This is a genomic window from Bifidobacterium polysaccharolyticum (genome assembly GCF_016101585.1).
GTDB classification, from domain to species: Bacteria; Actinomycetota; Actinomycetes; order Actinomycetales; family Bifidobacteriaceae; genus Bombiscardovia; species Bombiscardovia polysaccharolytica.
Genome location: NZ_JACFQG010000001.1, coordinates 22266 through 39667, shown reverse-complemented (window position 1 = coordinate 39667; position 17402 = coordinate 22266). Strand labels below are relative to the sequence as shown.

The following is a 17402-nucleotide window of genomic DNA, read 5'->3' as shown; positions in this document are numbered from 1 at the left end:
CTTAGTCCTGGAACTGGGAATTGCCGGCAGTGCCAGCCGAGACTTGTTCAGCCAGAAGATCGTTCATGGCTTTCACTGTCGGATCTTTTCGGTCCGAAACAATCCGTCCGTCGGCAAAGACAAGCGCACGATCTGCGTAGGATGCGGCATAGGCATCATGAGTGACCATGATAACGGTCTGATTCAGCTCGCGCACGGAATCACGCAGGAACTTCAGAACACCAGTGCTGGCGGCCAGGTCCAGGTTACCCGTCGGTTCGTCCGCAAAGACCAGACCGGGTTTGGTTATCAGCGCTCTGGCGATGGCGACCCGTTGCTGCTGCCCCCCGGATAATTCACCGGGAAGATGGTCCAGCCTCTCCGACAAACCGAGGGTCTCTACCAGTTGCTCCATCCACGAGCTGTCAGGCCGAACGCCGTCCAGTACCAGCGGCATGAGGATATTCTGTTTGGCAGTGAACATAGGCAACAGGTTGAAGCTCTGGAAGATGAATCCCAGATGCCTCCGCCTGATCAGAGTCAGCTGACGGTCGTCCAGTCGTGTCAGGTCAACTCGGCCGGCCTGATCAATCGATGGATGGTGACGATCTCCGCTTTTCGAATGCAGAAGATCAGCGGCCATATAGACATGGCCAGAGGTGACAGTATCCAGACCAGCCAGAACGTGCATAAGTGTTGATTTGCCCGAACCTGAAGGGCCCATGATGGCAGTGAACCGGCCTTGCTCAAAATTCACGTCAATTCCGCGCAGGGCGTGGACGACGTTCGAACCTTGCCCATAATCCTTGGTCAGCTGTCTGGCACTGACGGCAGGCGGTCCCGCGACACCTGGGACTGCTCTGTCGATTAAACCTTGTGAAGACGAAGTATCCGCTTTGTTCTGCATGGTGCTCCTTTATCCGCGAGGAAGCCTTTCTCCCGTCAGCTTCCGACCGTATCCGGCTATCGGCTGCAGCGATATGCTCCCTAGGAGCGATGAAGATAATCATCCTTACGGATGAGTGCACTGAAGAACTCTTCCTGTTAAGCTGGCACCATTCAAATCAACGCGGGCGACGGGGGATGGACTCTGCGGAGATGAAGCAAATCATGTTCAGCACAAAAGACATGAGCCTAAAGACATGGATCCATCAGACCAGAGGATTGAGACAATTGCCTCGATCCCCTTAATCGACTACGAGAATAACGAGGTCCCCGCGATCAAGCCGGCTCGCTTCCAAGCAGCCTCAAGGAAAACATCATCTGGCAGAATAAATCATTCATTCCCGGCGCCAACCAAGGTGCGCCTTGGTGAAAGTTGGCTGGCTCTGATGCGATCTGACTGCTGGTCGTCATTCCTCTGCTAGAGCCACGACCGGTGGAGTCCGGTTGACGCGCCTTGCAGGCAGGACGCTTGCCAGAATCGCCGCTACGAGCGCCACCAGCAGAATCACCAGGCCAATGGACCAAGGAATCGGGAAAGCCACCGTCCCCAGAGAGGAGAAGATCTCATAGGCTGCAGCCCAGCCGAAGAGCAGGCCCAGGACCATGCCGGACAAGGACGACCCCAGGGCTATCAGACCTGACTCCACAGCCAGGGAACGTCTGATCTGCTTGCGGGTCATCCCGATGGCCCGCAGGGTGGCAGACTCCCGCCGACGTTCCAACACCGACAGGGAAAGCGTGTTGGCTACGCCGATCAGGGCGATGGCCACTGCAACCGCAAGCAGGCCCAGGATAATCATGAGCAGGCTGTCGATGGTCCGATCCCACTGCTGCTTTTCAGCCAACCCTCCCTTCACGTAAACAGCCGAATATCCAGAAAGCGCACTCTTCACCTTGTCCATAAACGTCGAGACTGTTGGCGAGCCATCAACCTTGGCCCAGATCTGCACGGTCTGAGGCTGAACGCCATTTAGCAAGGATGAGTCAGTCAAGCCATATAAATTGCTGGCATCAATCCCCTGGTAGGGCGCATAGATGCTAGTTACGAAGAGTCTTTGAGCCACCGACGTGGATCCGCCATGAGCGTCGCCTTGAATCGGGCTGAGAATATTGAGCCCTAGATTCCCGCCGTCGTGAAAATCCTTCTGTCTGTCCATGAGGCTTTCTGGAAGCAGCAGGGCATCCGGTCCGGAAAGATCCTTGCCGACCCTGGAGTTCAGAAGACGATCGATCTTATGCGCATCCAGGGCGAAAATAGTCATTCCCGCCCCGTTCTCGCCGCCTGATTTGACCATGGCTGCATACTGGGGCACCAGCTCGGCCTGTGCAACCCCGTCGATCCGTCGAATGTCGTTCAGAGCCTTGGCATCCAGACCATCAGCGCTGATCTGCAAATCGACTGAGTAGTGCTCATCCAGCATGTCGGCCATAGTCTGCTTGGCGCTAGCGGCGCCTGTGACCAGCGTGGCAACCAGTGTCACACCGATCAGGAGGGCGGTACCTGTTGCCGCCACACGGGAATGATTCCGCGCGATGTTAGCCACGGCGATTGTGGACGAGGGCCCAACCCGCGAAACCAGGGATCCGATTCCCTTGAGCATGAAAGGAATCCAACGATTGGCACTGAGCAAAATGCCCAGGAAGGCAAGGATAATGCCGATGACAGCTATGACAGCAACAATATTCGGCCCGTCTCCAGATGCCTTGCCGGCCTTGTCTCCCGTGACATTGAACCTGACCTGCCAGAGAGACCAGACGGTCATGGTGATGCCCGACAGAATCATGACAACGCTGAAAAACAGACGTATCCTGCTCGTCTGTTTGTTCTCCAGAAGATCAGCAGGCCTCAGCGCCTCCAAAGGACTGACTCTGGTGGCGGCCCATGAGGAGTTGAGGGAGGCCAAGATCGTAACGACAGTGCCGAAAACGAGAGGCACCAGGATAACCGCCGGAGTCAGCTTCAATTGGAAGTAGAGGGAATTCGTATGAGCCTTAACTGCACCCAGAATAGCCATGATGCCAATGGCGGCGCCGACCCCGATCAAGGATGCCACAGCGCCCAGGATGATGGAACGAATCAGGACGCTGGCCCTGACCTGGCTCTTATTGGCGCCTATCGTCCTCAGGAGGGCCAAGTAGCGACGTTGCCGAGCAACCATGACCTGGAAGGTGTTGGCGATGACGGTGGCAGCCACGAACATGGCCAGTGTGCCAAAGACCAGAAGGAAGGTGGTCACGGGGTTTCGGGAACCACCGAGCGCGGTCTTGACCAGTCTGTCCTCCATGGTGTGACGGTCTTCAAGGGAATAGCCGGAAGGCATGAGCCTGCGCAGAGAAGCCAGACTCCCATCAAGGTCGCTTCCCTGCCCGCCAACATTCAGGTAAACGTTCTGGGCATACAGGTTACCGATTTCACCAAGACCTGCTGTAGCCATAAAAGTATCTATGGCCTTGGGGGTCAGCACGATTGCGCCGCCCGACTCGCCAAACTCGCCGCCCTCGTTGCCCTGGTTCGAACTGACGCCCGACAAGGTCAGGGGCTTCGATATGAATCTGCCCGCAACCTGGTCAGCGCTGGCCTGCCCTTTCGGCCCAAGGTCCTGGGAAATATACAGCATATTAGGCGACAGATTCAGACTCACCTTGTCACCCAGGGAGAGCTTGAGTCTGGAAACAGTCGGCCCGGGTAAGACCACTTGGTCATCAGCGCTGGGCCAGGATCCCTTGGACAAACCGACCGGCATCAACGATGAATCCGCCATAGGAATGGCAATCACGCTCTCGCTTTTGATCTTGCCGGCGCGAACATCCACCATGAGCTGCGTGTCTGATCTGACTCCGTGAACGCCTGGGACTTTTGCCAGCTCCTCGGTTTTGAAGTCCTTCACCCTCTTCTGATCGGGATGGCTCCCTTCCGCAGGGATGATGGCGTAGTTGGCCTGAGCAGCATCGGATGAGACCATCCGCCGCATGGAAACGTCCATGGTATTTCCGAAGAGGAAGGTCATGGCAATAAACAGTGTTCCGACGACAATGGCAATGCCCGCGGGAATCATCATGCCCAGGTCATGCCGCATCATTTTTCTGGCAACGAACAACATAAGCATTACCCTCAGCGATGAGCAGCCGAGTCAGCTGTAGCCGCGGAGGCCATGACCTCCTCGGAGAGCAGTGCGTTCATAGAATCCACAGTGGGTCTGTCCTGGTCTGCCACGATTCGCCCATCCGCAAAGACCAGAGCGCGGTCGGCAAAGGAGGCCGCAAAAACATCATGTGTGACCATGATGATGGTCTGTCCCAGCTCGCGGACCGAGTCCCGCAGAAAGCTGAGGACCTCGGTCGAAGAGGCCGTGTCCAAGTTTCCGGTGGGTTCGTCCGCAAAGACAATGGAAGGTTTGGTAATGAGGGCCCTGGCGATGGCCACACGTTGCTGCTGACCGCCCGAAAGCTCGCTGGGCCGGTGGCTCAGCCTCTCCTCCAAGCCCAGGGTCTTGGCCAGAACCTCCAGCCAGGCTGTGTCTGGCTTGGCCCCATCCAGGATCAGAGGCATGAGGATGTTCTGCTTGGCCGTAAACATGGGCAGGAGGTTGAAGCTTTGGAAAATAAAGCCCAGGCTCTGGCGCCTCAAGAGAGTCAGCTGATTGTCGTTGAGCTTGGTCAGGTCGACCACTCCCCTCCGCCCTCCATGGCGGCTGGCTCGACTGCCCTTCACCCCGGCAGCATCGGTCCCGTTCAGGTAGACATGTCCGGAGGTAACGGTGTCCAAGCCGGCCAAGGTATGCATGAGAGTGGACTTGCCCGACCCGGAGGGACCCATGATGACTGTGAACCTGCCCCGTTCGAATTCGACATCAACACCCCGTAGGGCATGGACCAGGTTCTCCCCACTCCCATAGTCCTTGGTCAGTCCCTTGGCTTTGATGGCCACCTGGGCGATCTGCCTCGGTTTCCCCGCACCGGACGACAAATCAGAAGACGTCCTCGTCTTTGCTCCATGTTTCATGCTTCCATTTTACCCACCACAATATTTCAGCCTGACCAGTCAGATGCTGTCCGCCACTGGAGAGGGGAAGAGGGAAACATATACAAAAGTGCCCATCGAAACGTAATGAGGTTTCGACAGGCACTTTGTGCTTCTTCCTCTTCTCGGTCATATATCACGCGGATACGGCACCAAGAAGGAAGTGTGATTGTCGGCTACTTGGCCAGACCGGACTCCTTCAATGCCTGGAAGCCACCCTTGAGGTCATCCAGAATGTCCTCAATGTTCTCCGTGCCGATGGAGAGCCTGATGGTACCGGGATGGATTGCCTGATCCTCCAGCTCCTCCGGTGTCTCCTGGGAGTGGGTGGTCGATGCTGGGTGGATGGCCAGCGACTTCACATCAGCCACGTTGGCCAGAAGTGAGAAGAGATGTAGGTTGTTGATGAAAACCCTGGCCGCATCCTTGCCGCCCTTCAGATCGAAGGTGAAGATGGAGCCGGCGCCGTTCGGGAAGTAGCGCTTGTAAAGCTCGTGGTCGGGGCGCCCCTCGATGGCCGGGTGGCTGACCGACTCCACTTCCGGCACGGTCTGCAGGTAGTCCACTACCTTCAGGGCGTTCTCAACGTGGCGCTCAACCCTCAGCGAGAGCGTCTCGGTCCCTTGCAGGAGGAGGAAGGCTGCGAAGGGCGAGATGACGGCGCCAGTGTCGCGCAGGAGGATGGCACGAATGCGGGTGACGAAGGCCGCAGCACCCAGATCCTGGTAGAAGCGCAGACCGTGGTAGCTGGGGTCAGGCTCAGTCAGGGTGGGGAACTTGCCGGGAGCTGCCGCCCAGTCGAACTTGCCGCCTTCCACGACTACCCCGCCCAAGGTGGTGCCATGGCCACCGATGAACTTGGTGGCCGATTCCACGACGATGTCAGCGCCGTGCTCCAGCGGACGGAACAGGTAAGGAGTGGCGAAGGTATTGTCTACAATCACCGGCAGGTTGTGGTCATGGGCGATCTTGGAGATGGCCTCGAAGTCGGGCAGGTCGGCGTTGGGGTTGCCGAAGGTCTCAAAGAAGACCAGCTTGGTGTTCTCCTGAATGGCCGACTCGAAGTTGGATGGGTCCGAAGGATCCACGAAGGTGGTCTCGACACCATCGCGGGGCAAAGTGTGCTTGAGGAGGTTGAAGGTTCCGCCGTAGATGTTCTTGGAGGACACGATATGGTCTCCGGTCTGGGTGATGTTCCGGAATGCATACTCCACTGCGGCTGCCCCTGATGCCACGGCTAAGCCGGCAGTGCCGTTCTCCAAGGCGGCGATCCTGTCCTCGAAGACCCCCTGGGTGGAGTTGGTCAGACGGCCGTAGATGTTGCCCGGATCCTTCAGCGCGAACCGAGCTTCGGCGTGGTCGAAGTCGTGGAAGACGTAGCTGGTGGTGGCGTAGATGGGCACGGCCCGGGAATCAGTGGCGGGGTCGGCCTGCTCCTGGCCCACGTGGAGCTGAAGCGTCTCGAAATGGTACTTGTGCGGGTTCTGGTCGGTCATGTCGATTCCTATCTGTTGGTGACGTGCGTCCTCTTGTAAGTTCTTGAATGTGACCATAAGCGGCCAAGCCCACCTGTTCAAGCCAAAAAGGACTTTTCGGTATCGTCCTTTTTTATAACAGCTTCCAAAAGGTTGAAAGCGGGCCTTTTTGTCTCGACATTGCACACGCGAAGGTATCCGTTTAGCCCCTCCGCTGTAGAGTCGAGTAAGCAACGGAGAAGGTTCCGCTGCGAACAGCCTCAGCAGGCATGAAGGAGTTCAAAAGATGGCCGGACAGACGGACGATCAGAACAGGCTCTACCAGCGCGACAGCAAGTACATCCCCCGAGTCGCCGCTGTGCATGACATGTGCGGGTATGGCAAGTGCTCGCTGACGGCCGCCATCCCCATTCTTTCGGCGGCCGGATGCGACGTTTGCCCGGTGCCTACAGCCCTGTTCAGCGCGCACACCATGTTCAAGGACTACACCTTCCACGACACCACCGAGATGCTGCCGGGATACCTGGATGCCTGGCAGAAGGAGGGTGTCGACCTGGACGGGATCTACAGCGGGTTCCTGGGCAGCGCCGAACAGGTTGACATTATTCAGCGCATGTATCGGGAATACCCCAAGGCCCTGAGGCTGGTCGACCCGGTTATGGGCGACGGCGGATCCATGTACCCCACCTACACCGAGGAGATGTGCCGGGCCGTGACCAATCTGGTCGATGGAGCCGACCTGCTCATGCCCAACCTGACCGAGGTCAGTCTGCTGACCGGCATCGACTACGAAGGCCAGGACCTCGACGATGCCCAGGTTGGTGAGCGTCTGGGCCGTCTGCTGGACATGGGCGCGAAAAACGTCATCATCAAGGGCATCGACAGGAAGGACGGCAAGCTGCGCAACTTCGTGGCCTCGGCGGATCATGGCGGAGTCAGCGAGCGCACCGAGCTGGTCCACGACAAGCTGCCCTTCATGATTCATGGCACCGGTGATGCCTTCGCCTCCAGCCTCTGCGGGGCGCTCTTTACAGGACGAGGCTTGGCCGATGCCGCCCGAATCGCCGGTGAATTCGTCCGCTCGGCCATGCAGCACACACGCAATCAACCCGACTATCAGCAACGCGGGGTCAGTTTTGAGCTGGACCTGGGGCAGATGACTGCTCTGGTGCAGGAGCTGTGAGCCCAAGGTCGGCGAAAGCGGCATAAGAGTCTGGGCATTTGTCAAAGGTGGAAGACCAAGGTGGATGAATAAAACCTAGACCGCCTTAATCGGCGCATTCTTGCCGGCCAGATACGTGGTCGACAATGTGACAAATCAGTCATAGAGCAACCCGGACACAGCAGACCGGAAGGCGTTGCCAGCGAATTCGCCGACGGTACCTTCCGGTCTCCGTTATCTCTTTATTCCTGGTTTCTTAGTTGCCTGATGCTCTGCTCCCTTCGCTTATTTCTCTCTATGTGTATCATGCGTTTCTGTTTCCTTGGTTTCTGCTTTACTTAGTTCCGCTTTGCCTGCTTCTCCTTTCTTTCGTTTCTGTTTCAGTTCTTCTTGCCTCTGCCGACTCTGCCTGGTGTAGAGATGAATGCAATCGATACAACATCAGCATCGGGAATCCACTCGTTCATCCACTTTCGTGCGTGCGCAGGATCATTCGACCACATGCCTGGTTCGGCTAGTCACCGACTTCCTTTCAGTGGTCTCCTAGAAACATGGACACACAAGAACTGACTAGACCAAATAATCTCCGCACAGCCATAAACGACAGGGGTGACAGAACCGATGCCGATATTATGATCACAGACCCATTGGTCGCGCGACCCATAAGAGCTCTGCCCAATTCCAAGAGATCCTTCGACAACCCAGAAAATACACGAACTAGTGGAGCAAGGTTTAGTACGAACAACGATGAATCCATCGACATAGAACTGGCAGATATTGAACGACAGATCAGAGTCAGTGGCATAGACAGCCGAGAGCTCGGACGTTTGGGTGAGGATTACGCCTGCCAGTGGCTGCGGCAACGAAACTGGAAGATTCTAGCCCGCAATTGGAGAAGCAGATTCGGCGAGTTGGACATCATCGCTCTGGATCCCGAGGCGACTCTGGTATTCGTAGAGGTCAAGACCAGGCGCACCGGTCGGTTCGGATCCCCAGAACAGGCTGTCGGCCCGCGCAAGCAGATCCACCTGCGTCACGCAGCAGTCCAATGGCTGATAAGCCACGACCGAGAACCCAACGCACGGCATCGCAGCACCCGATTCGATGTCATCAGCCTGTCAGTCAAGTCCGACCCTGGCAGAAGCATGTATTCCGAGGGTGCCCATCCCCTGACTTCCTGTCAGACATCCGCCGAGACTGTCAGAGGATCCAACCATTCGGGCAGGGGCGGATGGAAACCGGGATCAGTCTTCCTCAGGCACACCAAAGAGGCCTTCTGATGCGTCTTGGATCTGCTGAATCCGTAGGATTGATAGGGCTCAAGGCCTTTCTCATTCACGTGCAGTCCTTCATCTCCCCAGGACTGCCCTACTTCTCCATCATCGGGCTGCCGGATGCCTCCTTGTCGGAGTCGCGGGAACGGGTCAAATCCGCCTGCTCGGCCTGCGGATTTCGGTGGCCGCAGACCAGAGTCACCGTCAACATGTCCCCTGCTTCAAAGCCTAAACACGGCTCCTCACACGACCTGGCCATTGCGACCAGCGTCCTAGAAGCCGGCGGTGCGCTGCCGACGGAAGGCCTGGATCATACAGTCATCTTGGGCGAGCTTAACTTGGATGGCACGATTCTGCCTATCAACGGTCTGCTGCCCATCCTGACGCAGGCCAGAGCTCAGGGAATCACGCGAGCCTTCGTCCCCGCAGACAACCTTGACGAAGCCCGTCTGGTTCCCGATATTGAGGTTGTCGGACTGCGTCACCTGGGCCAGCTCATTCAGGCCTTGGGCGGGCGAAGCAGAATCGCCGTCCCTGAAGCAGACGGCCATAAGAAAGCCGACGAGCCAACCGCCATAGCGAGTGTGCACACTAGGAACTCAGCTCATAATGTCAACTCCCCCGCCAATGCCGAACCAGCTCCACCGAAGCCGGACATGGCTGACGTGATTGGCCAGGAGGAGACCAAATGGGCCATGATGGTGGCTGCAGCCGGCGGCCACCACATGCTCATGGTCGGTCCTCCAGGAGCCGGCAAGAGCATGCTTGCGGAACGGCTTCCCAGCATCATGCCCGCTCTGGATGCTGTTCAACAGCTTGAGGTGGCTTCCATCCGATCCCTATGCGGCACGCTGAGCCAGTATGGGATTACCAATGTGCCACCCTTCGAGGCCCCTCATCATACGATCTCCATGGCGGCCATGGTCGGGGGCGGGGCCGGACTGGCCACCCCTGGTGCCATCACCCGTGCCCATCGCGGAGTCCTCTTTATGGATGAGGCGCCGGAATTCTCTCCAAGGGTGATCCAATCCCTACGCGAGCCCATGGAGATCGGGCGGATCTTCTTGTCCCGGGCCAAGGGCAGCACCACCTTCCCGGCTCGTTTCCAGCTGGTCATGGCCGCCAACCCCTGTCCTTGCGGATATGGATACGGCACAGGCGAGCGCTGCACCTGCACGCCCCGCGAGCGCATCCGTTATTGGAACAGGCTGTCAGGACCCATCATGGACCGCATCGACATCCAGACCACGGTCCCCCCGGTGATCGACCCGGGATTCGACGATCACCGTCCACGCCAGCACAGCGTCCAGATCCGCAAGCGTGTGACACGTGCACGCCAGACGGCAAAAGAGCGTTTCCACAAGGAAGGCTGGACCTGCAACGCCCAGGTCAGCGGCGAATGGCTGCGTCAGAACACATCATCCAAGGCGCGTTCGGTCGTGGATCAAGCACTGCGCAGACAGCGGATCAGTCTGCGAGGGGCCGACAGGACCATGCGCTTGGCATGGACTCTGGCAGACCTGGACGGACGGCCCAGCCCCGGTGCCGACGATGTGACCACCGGCATCCTACTCAGGACAAGGGCCGTCTGAGATGACCAAACCCTTGATGAAAACCATGCCAGCAGATCAACCGCGACCGATGACCATGGTAGAAAGTGACTGGCTTGCCAGAGCTGTGCTGACCCTGGCTGCAGACGGCCCGGATGCCTTCATGATCAGCTGTCTGCTGGGCTCGAACCAGGCGGCCGACCTTTGTCGAAATCTGATCGAACTAAAGGCACCGAACCACTCGGATGGCGACGGCCTTCATGATGCTGCTCGCGCCAGACTAGACGAACGCTTTCTGAAGGGGACGGCTCGATGGGGACGACAAACGAGCCCTGAAGACCTAACTCGGTTCCATAAGATCAGTGACTCCTGGCGAAGACGCCTAACACCCTTGCTGGCCATGGACACTGACCAGGTGCGGACCATGATGACTGGTGGAGGTCGGTTCTGGGTGATGACCCCTGGCGACCCCTGCTGGCCAGGTCAGGTGGGTGACCTGGCACGTCGCTCTGATTGGGCCCCTCCCCTCTGCCTGTGGGGACAAGGCAATCCTGAAGCCTTGATCTGCTGTGACCGTCCTTTGGCCGTAGTCGGATCAAGGACATGCGACGAGTATGGCCGGTCCACCGCTCACCAGATAGCCAAACAGGCTGCTGGTAAAGGCCACCTGGTCGTCTCCGGCGGGGCCATGGGCACGGATGCCGCCGCCCACTGGGGAGCACTGGCCGCTGGCGGCGGACGAACGGTGGCCGTTTTCGCTGGAGGCTTGCTGCATATGGGTCCCAAACGCAACAGTCGTCTGTTTGAGAACATTGAGGCAGATGGTGGCGCACTGATCAGCGAGCTGCCGCCAGGCACTATCCCCGAAGCACGGCGGTTCCTGCTGCGCAACCGAATCATCGCCGCCCTGGCCTCCGACATTGTAGTGGCACAGGCACGACACCGATCCGGCGCGCTGAACACAGCCAACTGGGGCGTGGAATTGGGCCGTCGTGTATTGGCTGCTCCCGGAAGAATCGACCAGCCAGAAAACACCGGCTGCAACAGACTCATCCATGAGGGCAAGGCGGAGTTGCTCCTGTCGGCGACCGACATCCAAGACATCTGCCATCCCGCCCATGCACCTATCCACCCTGACAAATCCGTTCAACAGGGAACCGGCGTTTCAGTCAAAACCACCGAAGATCATGAGAACCACCGAGCAAGTCGACAGCCTACGCAGCGCATACCGCCGCTTGACTCCGATCATCCGATCCAAACCATCCACGGCAGTCAACTGCCCTCAACCACATTCAAACAATCCCGGACAGATAGAGACAGGCTTTCGGCCCGTTCGAAGGGCAAAAAGGATTCTTCAACCCCGCCATCAAATCCAGCTATGGACCATGAATGGGAAAAAGCCGGGGATGAGCGCCTAACTAAGGCAGAGACCACAGTGCTGGTGGCGATCCGCAACTGTCAGCGTCAGAATGGTCCACCCATGACGGGACAGCTTCGTGTTCTGCTCGACAATCAGGGACATGAGCTCTCCGTGAGGAAACTGATGCAGCTACTGGGATCCCTGGAAATTCGTGGTCTGGTCAGTTTGCAGGACGGATGTGTGGTAGCCGAAGATCCGAAGACCTGAAGAGTCAGGCCTTCCAGCGACAGCGATCCAAATCCACCACCCAGCCGCCGGCACCAGCTGATTCGTCACTATGGGGAGGAACAAAGCGAACACCCTCATCCTCCAGCAGTTGACGCTGACGCTCCGGACCGCCAAAGGCGAATCCTGGCGCCAGCGAACCATCACGAAAGACCACGCGATGACAGGGAATCACGCCAGGTTCGGGATTGTCATGAAGCGCATAACCTACGAACCTGGCGTTGCGCGGATGACCTGTCAGGGAGGCGACCTGACCATAGGTGGCCACCTTGCCGCGAGGGATCCGTCTAACGACCTGATAAACCTGCTGGGAGAAGGAAAGTTCGGTCATAAGACTCATTCTGCCCGCGTAAGCAGACATCGACCGGATGAGGGCGCCGCTATCAATAGGTCGTGACAGTATCGTTGGTATGAATCCCCAGAAAGTCAGAAACCGCTATGATGCCGTCATCGTCGGAGCCGGAGCGGCTGGATTGTCAACAGCTCTTGGCCTGTACAGAGCTTTAGAGAACAAAAAGAGCAAGAGCGACTTATCTCCAAAGGTCTTGGTCGTCTCCAAGCTGCAGCCCCTACGCTCCCACACCGGCTCAGCAGAAGGAGGCATCGCGGCCAGTCTGGGCAACCAGGAAAAAGACGACTGGCATTGGCACTACTACGATACCGTCAAGGGCAGCGACTGGCTGGCTGACCAGGACGCTGTGCGGATTCTGGCCGAGCAGGCCCCGGGCATCGTCATCGAGCTGGAACATGACGGAGTGGCCTTCTCAAGGACCGAAGACGGGCATATCGCCCAGCGGAAGTTCGGCGGCCATACCGCTGATTATGGCGGCCATCCAGTCAGGAGAGCCGCCTATGCAGCAGACCGTATCGGCCACCAGATTCTCCACGCCCTCTGGCAGCAGTGCCTGCGTCGTGGAGTCGAGTTCGCCGAGGAATGGTATGTGACCGATCTGGTCCTTGACCCGCCCACCGATGAGGAACCCGGCTGCCATGCCCGAGGACTAATCGTGCTGGATACCCATGCCGGCAAGTTGCAGGCCATCCAAGCCGACAATATCGTTCTATGCACGGGTGGGGCCGGCCGACTCTTCCATACGACCTCCAACTCCTGGGATCTGACCGGTGACGGCATGGCGCTCGCCCTACAGGCTGGACTGCAGTTGGAAGATGTGGAGTTCATCCAATTCCATCCCACCGGCCTGGGTCACACTGGCATCCTGCTGTCGGAGGCCTCCCGCGCAGAAGGCGGCGTGCTCAGGAACTGCGAAGGACGGGCCTTCATGCAGGACTACGCGCCGGGACACGGCGACCTGGCCGCCAGGGATGTAGTCAGCCGTTCCATTGTGGCCGAGATTGATGCAGGTCGCGGAGTGGCCGATCCATCAGACCCGGACGGACCTCATGATTGCGTCTGGCTGGACATGACCGGCATTGACGCCCAGCGCATGACCACTCTGCTCCCCCAGGTCACCGAGACCATCCATCGCTACGCCCACCTGGATCCCACTGTGGACATGGTTCCTGTCAAACCCACCGCCCACTACACCATGGGCGGCATCCCCATCACAGATCGTGGCCACGTCTATCGCTGGCAGGATGGCAGCCGTCGAATCGTCGACGGACTGTATGCCGCCGGGGAATGCTCATGCGTCAGCGTTCACGGGGCCAACAGGCTAGGTGGCAACTCCCTGCTGGACGCCTGCCTTTTCGGCACCAGAACCGGACAGGCCATTGCCGCCATCATGGCCAATGCCGACAAGCCAAACGACATGACCGACGCGCCTACGCTCGCACAGGCACTGCGAAGGCGTCAGACCTTCATGGACAAGTTGCTGGCTGTAGAGAGTGATGCCGAGCCCTCGGAGTCAACATTGACCAACAACCAAAACGAAGAATCCGACCCCAATGGCGGTGCCAGCCCGAACAACCCTTACGCGTTAATGGGTCGGCTGGGACGTCTGATGGAGGAGGCCGTAGCCGTCCGCTGCGATCAGAGCAGCATCGAAAAGGGTTTGCGTGGCCTTGATCAACTGGATGCCGATGCCAAGCAGTTGCGTGCGCACAGTGGCACAGCAGTGCTCAACCAAGAGGTGACCGCCATCATGGAGGTAGACAACCTGCTGACCCTGGCCCGGGCCGTACTGAACGCCAGCCTGAAACGTAAGGAATCTCGCGGTGCCTTGTACCGGAGCGATTATCCGCAACGCGACGACGAACACTACCTGGCTCACACTATGATCGACGCCAGGGAAGTTGTCTCCTGGCAGCCTGTTCATATCGTTGACATGCCTCCCAAGGGCCGCAACTACTGATGGACCCTGAGCTCAACCTGTTCCGACAGGCACCTGCTCGACACCTATGCTGGTCAGTCAGGGATTAGGATGGAGGCCGCGCATATTAGTGGGCATCGGGCCACATCTCAAGCAAGGACAGGAGCAACCGTGACATCACAGTCCACAGGCTCAGACGGATCCAAGGCATCAGCATCGGACTGCGATCCCCGTCCGGTGACCTTCCGAATAGCCCGGTTTACCCCACGACCTCAATCAGAGCGTCCGGCGCGAACCAGCCCATTCGCCAAGAGCAACCCCTTTGCCGCAGCGGGTACCCGACGAGCACGAGGACGCCGATGGACACAGGAGTACACGATCCGCATTGCCCCACAGCGCACTGTTCTCGATGCCCTTCTGCAGATCAAGCGAGAGGTGGATCCCACACTGAACTTCCGGTACTCCTGTGGGCATGGCATGTGCGGGTCGGATGCCGTGCTCATCAACGGCCGTCCGGATCTGCTCTGCACAGCCACCATCGCCGACTGCTTGTCTGCATCCGAGACCATGCCGAACGCATACGCCTCATTCGGTGTAGCTAATGGAAGTCCACAAGTTCAGCAGCCTCCAGCTTTCCGCCGCACCGGCTCGGCAACCACCGCAACGGCCACATCCTCGTCGGCATTGCACTCAGATTCGGGCATAGGCTCCAGAGCCACAGGCCCTAAAGCCACAAATCCTTCTGAAGCCTCAGACCATACAGAAACCACAAACCATACAGGCACCACACACTTTACAGAAACTTCAGACCCTGATAAATCTTCAGTGATAGAGATCAGTCCGCTCCCCGGCTTCACCCCACTCAGAGACCTGATAGTGGACACCGACACCATGTTTGAACAGATTCGACGCTTTAAGCCTTATCTGCTTCATGATGATTCCTCTGCCGAAAGCCGCCAAAATCACCACGAATCCGATCAACCAGAGACCCAAGATTCGGTGCAAAACCCATTAACAAAAGCCATCAGCCAAGCAGCCAAGGCTAAGGTGGTCGACGCAGAACCGGCGTCGGAATACCGGCAGACTCCGGAAGAGCTGGCCCGGTATGAACTGCTCAGCACCTGCATCGCCTGCGGACTCTGCCAAGGTGCCTGTCCTATTTATGCGGGCGGTGAGGCCTTCGCCGGCCCGGCGGCCATGATCGCAGCGGCTCGATTCATCAACGATTCCCGCGACAGCCATCGACAGGAACGTCTAGAGGCCATTGACCAGGTGGACGGAATCCAGGCATGCCAGTCCATACGGGCCTGCACCCGACCCTGCCCCAGAGGCATCGACGTGGGTGAAGAGATGTGGAAGCTAGTCGAAGCCGTCAAGGAACAGTCAGACTCGTACGCACACAGGTCAGCATGAGCATTCGACAGGCTTGTGCCCTCTGGTCGTTACCATGGTTAGCATGGACAAAACCTCGTACAACAACATCGCCAGAGGATGGGAATTCGCCGAGGCAAGCGCTCTGAACGTCGAATCAGACAAGTTGCAGACCTTGCGAGACAAGGCTTCGGAGGCCGGATTCGCACAGTGCTCCCGGTCTCAAGGCGCCTTTCTGCAGTTTTTGGCTGGCCGGAACGCTCCGGCATCCATCATCCTGGTCGGCAACGGCTCTGTGGTCGAAGCCCTGCGCCTGATGACGGGCCTGCATGGTCATGGCCAGTTCACCGCCGTCGACTCCACAGCCCAAGGCACCTCACTGGTCAAAAAAATATTCGCGGGCATGGAAAAAGCCCACCCAGGCATGAGGCTGCGGGCAGTCAATGCGGCTGCCAAAACCTACTTCCCCAAGCTCAACCCCAGCGACTACGACCTTATCGTCGTCTCAGGCAATGGGGACAACTACCAACAGGTCATGGACCAGGCTCCGCGCCTGCTCAAGGACCGAGGACAGGTGATCTTCACGGATGCCTTCGATCTGCTGAAGGATCCGGACAAGGGCGGCGTACTCAACCCGGCCAACAGGTCCGCCAAAACAATCACCTTACGGACCATCATGGAAGCCATGAGCAAAGACGATGCCTGGGAATCCTGTCTGCTACCCATTGGCACAGGTATGATCATGGCTACCCGCGCCCGCTGACCGCCGCCCGCCTATTATTATCAGTCACGGTGGTGCAGGATGACTTCGACAGCCTCATCAGGATCATCAGTGCTGATGACCAGATCGGGGTCCAGCTCAGAAATCATGCCCCTCTGCTGCACTGTGTCTGACATCCAGTCAAAGAGCCCCTGCCAGTAGACCCTGTCGAAGAGGACGATGGGCATGCTGGGCGCCTTATGTGTTTGGACAAGCGTCAGGACCTCAAACATCTCGTCCAGGGTGCCGAACCCACCGGGGCAGACGATGATGCCCGAGGAGTATTTCATGAACATCATCTTGCGTACGAAGAAGTAACGGAAGGTGATGCCCAGATTCACCCAGCGGTTGAGCCCCTGCTCCATGGGCAATTCGATGCCCAGGCCGACGGACTTGCCGCCGACCTCCGCCGCGCCCTTGTTGGCCGCCTCCATGATGCCAGGCCCTCCCCCGGTGATTACTGCCATACCGGCCTTGGCCAGGTCGCCGCCCATCTTGCGTGCAGCAGCATAGGTGGGATCCTCCCTGCCGGTCCGAGCTGAGCCAAAGATGGCGGCTGCCGGTCCCAGCTCAGCCAGTGCACCGAACCCGTCGACGAACTCAGCCTGGATGCGCAGCACCCGCCAGGGGTCCATATGCAGCCAGTCCGTATCGCCGCCTGACGAGAGCAAACCAGCGTTGGCATCCGCCTCAGGAATCATGGGCCCGCGCATGATGACCGGACCACTATGGTAGGTCCTGCCTAAGTCCGGGCCTTCATCGTCATTGTGATTGTCAACCATATCCGCCATGTACGCATTCCTCCATCGGGCCCTGATCCGAAGGACCCGCTCGATCCTGTTCCGGCTTTCATGATAGCGGCCCCCGCCGCCCAGTCGACAGCAAGACCAACATGGAAAAGTGGCCAGCGGGCACAATAAAGCAATCCGTCTAGCACATTTAAGATGAAC

13 protein-coding genes are annotated in these 17402 nt (G+C 58.4%); 7 read left to right on the top strand and 6 right to left on the bottom strand.

The features are described 5' to 3' along the window. Position 1: 1 nt before the first annotated feature. The 4 genes from H3T90_RS00140 to H3T90_RS00125 all read right to left on the bottom strand — a co-directional run bounded on the left by H3T90_RS00140 (position 2) and on the right by H3T90_RS00125 (position 6441). Positions 2-886, bottom strand: coding sequence for an ABC transporter ATP-binding protein (locus H3T90_RS00140; protein WP_232350469.1), 885 nt, complete (start codon positions 884-886; stop codon positions 2-4). A 445-nt stretch (positions 887-1331) separates the two neighbouring features. Beyond that, complete coding sequence (locus H3T90_RS00135) at positions 1332-4025, bottom strand: ABC transporter permease (RefSeq protein WP_198229179.1); 2694 nt, start codon at positions 4023-4025, stop codon at positions 1332-1334. Positions 4026-4036: 11 nt separating this feature from the next. Then, on the bottom strand, positions 4037-4927 hold the full coding sequence (locus tag H3T90_RS00130) for an ABC transporter ATP-binding protein (protein ID WP_232350468.1): 891 nt from the start codon (positions 4925-4927) through the stop codon (positions 4037-4039). Between the two features lie 194 nt (positions 4928-5121). After that, entirely contained in the window at positions 5122-6441 is a 1320-nt protein-coding gene (locus H3T90_RS00125) for an O-acetylhomoserine aminocarboxypropyltransferase/cysteine synthase family protein (RefSeq protein ID WP_198229177.1), read from the bottom strand. A 265-nt stretch (positions 6442-6706) separates the two neighbouring features. On the opposite strand from H3T90_RS00125, the gene H3T90_RS00120 reads away from it, so the two are divergent. The 4 genes from H3T90_RS00120 (at position 6707) to H3T90_RS00105 (ending at position 12033) form a co-directional block, all read left to right on the top strand. Continuing rightward, entirely contained in the window at positions 6707-7603 is an 897-nt protein-coding gene (locus H3T90_RS00120) for a pyridoxamine kinase (protein ID WP_110425377.1), read from the top strand. Positions 7604-8133: 530 nt separating this feature from the next. Beyond that, positions 8134-8862, top strand: a complete 729-nt coding sequence (locus tag H3T90_RS00115; protein ID WP_332468217.1) for a YraN family protein — start codon at positions 8134-8136, stop codon at positions 8860-8862. Continuing rightward, entirely contained in the window at positions 8862-10448 is a 1587-nt protein-coding gene (locus H3T90_RS00110) for a YifB family Mg chelatase-like AAA ATPase (RefSeq protein ID WP_198229175.1), read from the top strand. The genes H3T90_RS00115 and H3T90_RS00110 overlap by 1 nt, the downstream gene beginning before the upstream one ends. Before the next feature lie 49 nt (positions 10449-10497). Beyond that, the gene (locus H3T90_RS00105; protein WP_198229173.1) at positions 10498-12033 is read left to right on the top strand and encodes a DNA-processing protein DprA; all 1536 of its coding nucleotides are present in this window, start codon (positions 10498-10500) and stop codon (positions 12031-12033) included. Positions 12034-12037: 4 nt separating this feature from the next. Here H3T90_RS00105 and H3T90_RS00100 read toward each other — a convergent pair whose 3' ends face one another. Continuing rightward, positions 12038-12382, bottom strand: a complete 345-nt coding sequence (locus tag H3T90_RS00100; protein WP_198229171.1) for an MGMT family protein — start codon at positions 12380-12382, stop codon at positions 12038-12040. A 79-nt stretch (positions 12383-12461) separates the two neighbouring features. Here H3T90_RS00100 and H3T90_RS00095 point away from each other — a divergent pair, with 79 nt between their 5' ends. The 3 genes from H3T90_RS00095 to H3T90_RS00085 all read left to right on the top strand — a co-directional run bounded on the left by H3T90_RS00095 (position 12462) and on the right by H3T90_RS00085 (position 16455). Continuing rightward, positions 12462-14363, top strand: coding sequence for an FAD-dependent oxidoreductase (locus H3T90_RS00095; protein ID WP_198229169.1), 1902 nt, complete (start codon positions 12462-12464; stop codon positions 14361-14363). A 129-nt stretch (positions 14364-14492) separates the two neighbouring features. After that, the gene (locus tag H3T90_RS00090; protein ID WP_408610674.1) at positions 14493-15734 is read left to right on the top strand and encodes a succinate dehydrogenase/fumarate reductase iron-sulfur subunit; all 1242 of its coding nucleotides are present in this window, start codon (positions 14493-14495) and stop codon (positions 15732-15734) included. Between the two features lie 43 nt (positions 15735-15777). After that, positions 15778-16455 (top strand): O-methyltransferase, encoded by a 678-nt coding sequence (locus H3T90_RS00085; protein ID WP_198229165.1) that lies wholly within the window; start codon positions 15778-15780, stop codon positions 16453-16455. Between the two features lie 20 nt (positions 16456-16475). Here the strand turns inward: H3T90_RS00085 and H3T90_RS00080 are convergent, their stop codons facing one another. Further along, positions 16476-17243, bottom strand: coding sequence for an LOG family protein (locus H3T90_RS00080; RefSeq protein ID WP_198229163.1), 768 nt, complete (start codon positions 17241-17243; stop codon positions 16476-16478). Between the last annotated feature and the right edge of the window lie 159 nt (positions 17244-17402).

What these genes read in the sequence shown, in the direction of transcription:
- H3T90_RS00115 (WP_332468217.1), top strand. Translation starts at nt 8,134, where the DNA reads ATGGACACACAAGAACTGACTAGACCAAATAATCTCCGCACAGCCATA.
- H3T90_RS00125 (WP_198229177.1), bottom strand. Translation starts at nt 6,441, where the DNA reads ATGACCGACCAGAACCCGCACAAGTACCATTTCGAGACGCTTCAGCTC.
- H3T90_RS00105 (WP_198229173.1), top strand. Translation starts at nt 10,498, where the DNA reads ATGACCATGGTAGAAAGTGACTGGCTTGCCAGAGCTGTGCTGACCCTG.
- H3T90_RS00100 (WP_198229171.1), bottom strand. Translation starts at nt 12,382, where the DNA reads ATGACCGAACTTTCCTTCTCCCAGCAGGTTTATCAGGTCGTTAGACGG.
- H3T90_RS00080 (WP_198229163.1), bottom strand. Translation starts at nt 17,243, where the DNA reads ATGGCGGATATGGTTGACAATCACAATGACGATGAAGGCCCGGACTTA.
- H3T90_RS00120 (WP_110425377.1), top strand. Translation starts at nt 6,707, where the DNA reads ATGGCCGGACAGACGGACGATCAGAACAGGCTCTACCAGCGCGACAGC.
- H3T90_RS00110 (WP_198229175.1), top strand. Translation starts at nt 8,862, where the DNA reads ATGCGTCTTGGATCTGCTGAATCCGTAGGATTGATAGGGCTCAAGGCC.
- H3T90_RS00140 (WP_232350469.1), bottom strand. Translation starts at nt 886, where the DNA reads ATGCAGAACAAAGCGGATACTTCGTCTTCACAAGGTTTAATCGACAGA.
- H3T90_RS00085 (WP_198229165.1), top strand. Translation starts at nt 15,778, where the DNA reads ATGGACAAAACCTCGTACAACAACATCGCCAGAGGATGGGAATTCGCC.
- H3T90_RS00095 (WP_198229169.1), top strand. Translation starts at nt 12,462, where the DNA reads ATGAATCCCCAGAAAGTCAGAAACCGCTATGATGCCGTCATCGTCGGA.
- H3T90_RS00135 (WP_198229179.1), bottom strand. Translation starts at nt 4,025, where the DNA reads ATGTTGTTCGTTGCCAGAAAAATGATGCGGCATGACCTGGGCATGATG.
- H3T90_RS00130 (WP_232350468.1), bottom strand. Translation starts at nt 4,927, where the DNA reads ATGAAACATGGAGCAAAGACGAGGACGTCTTCTGATTTGTCGTCCGGT.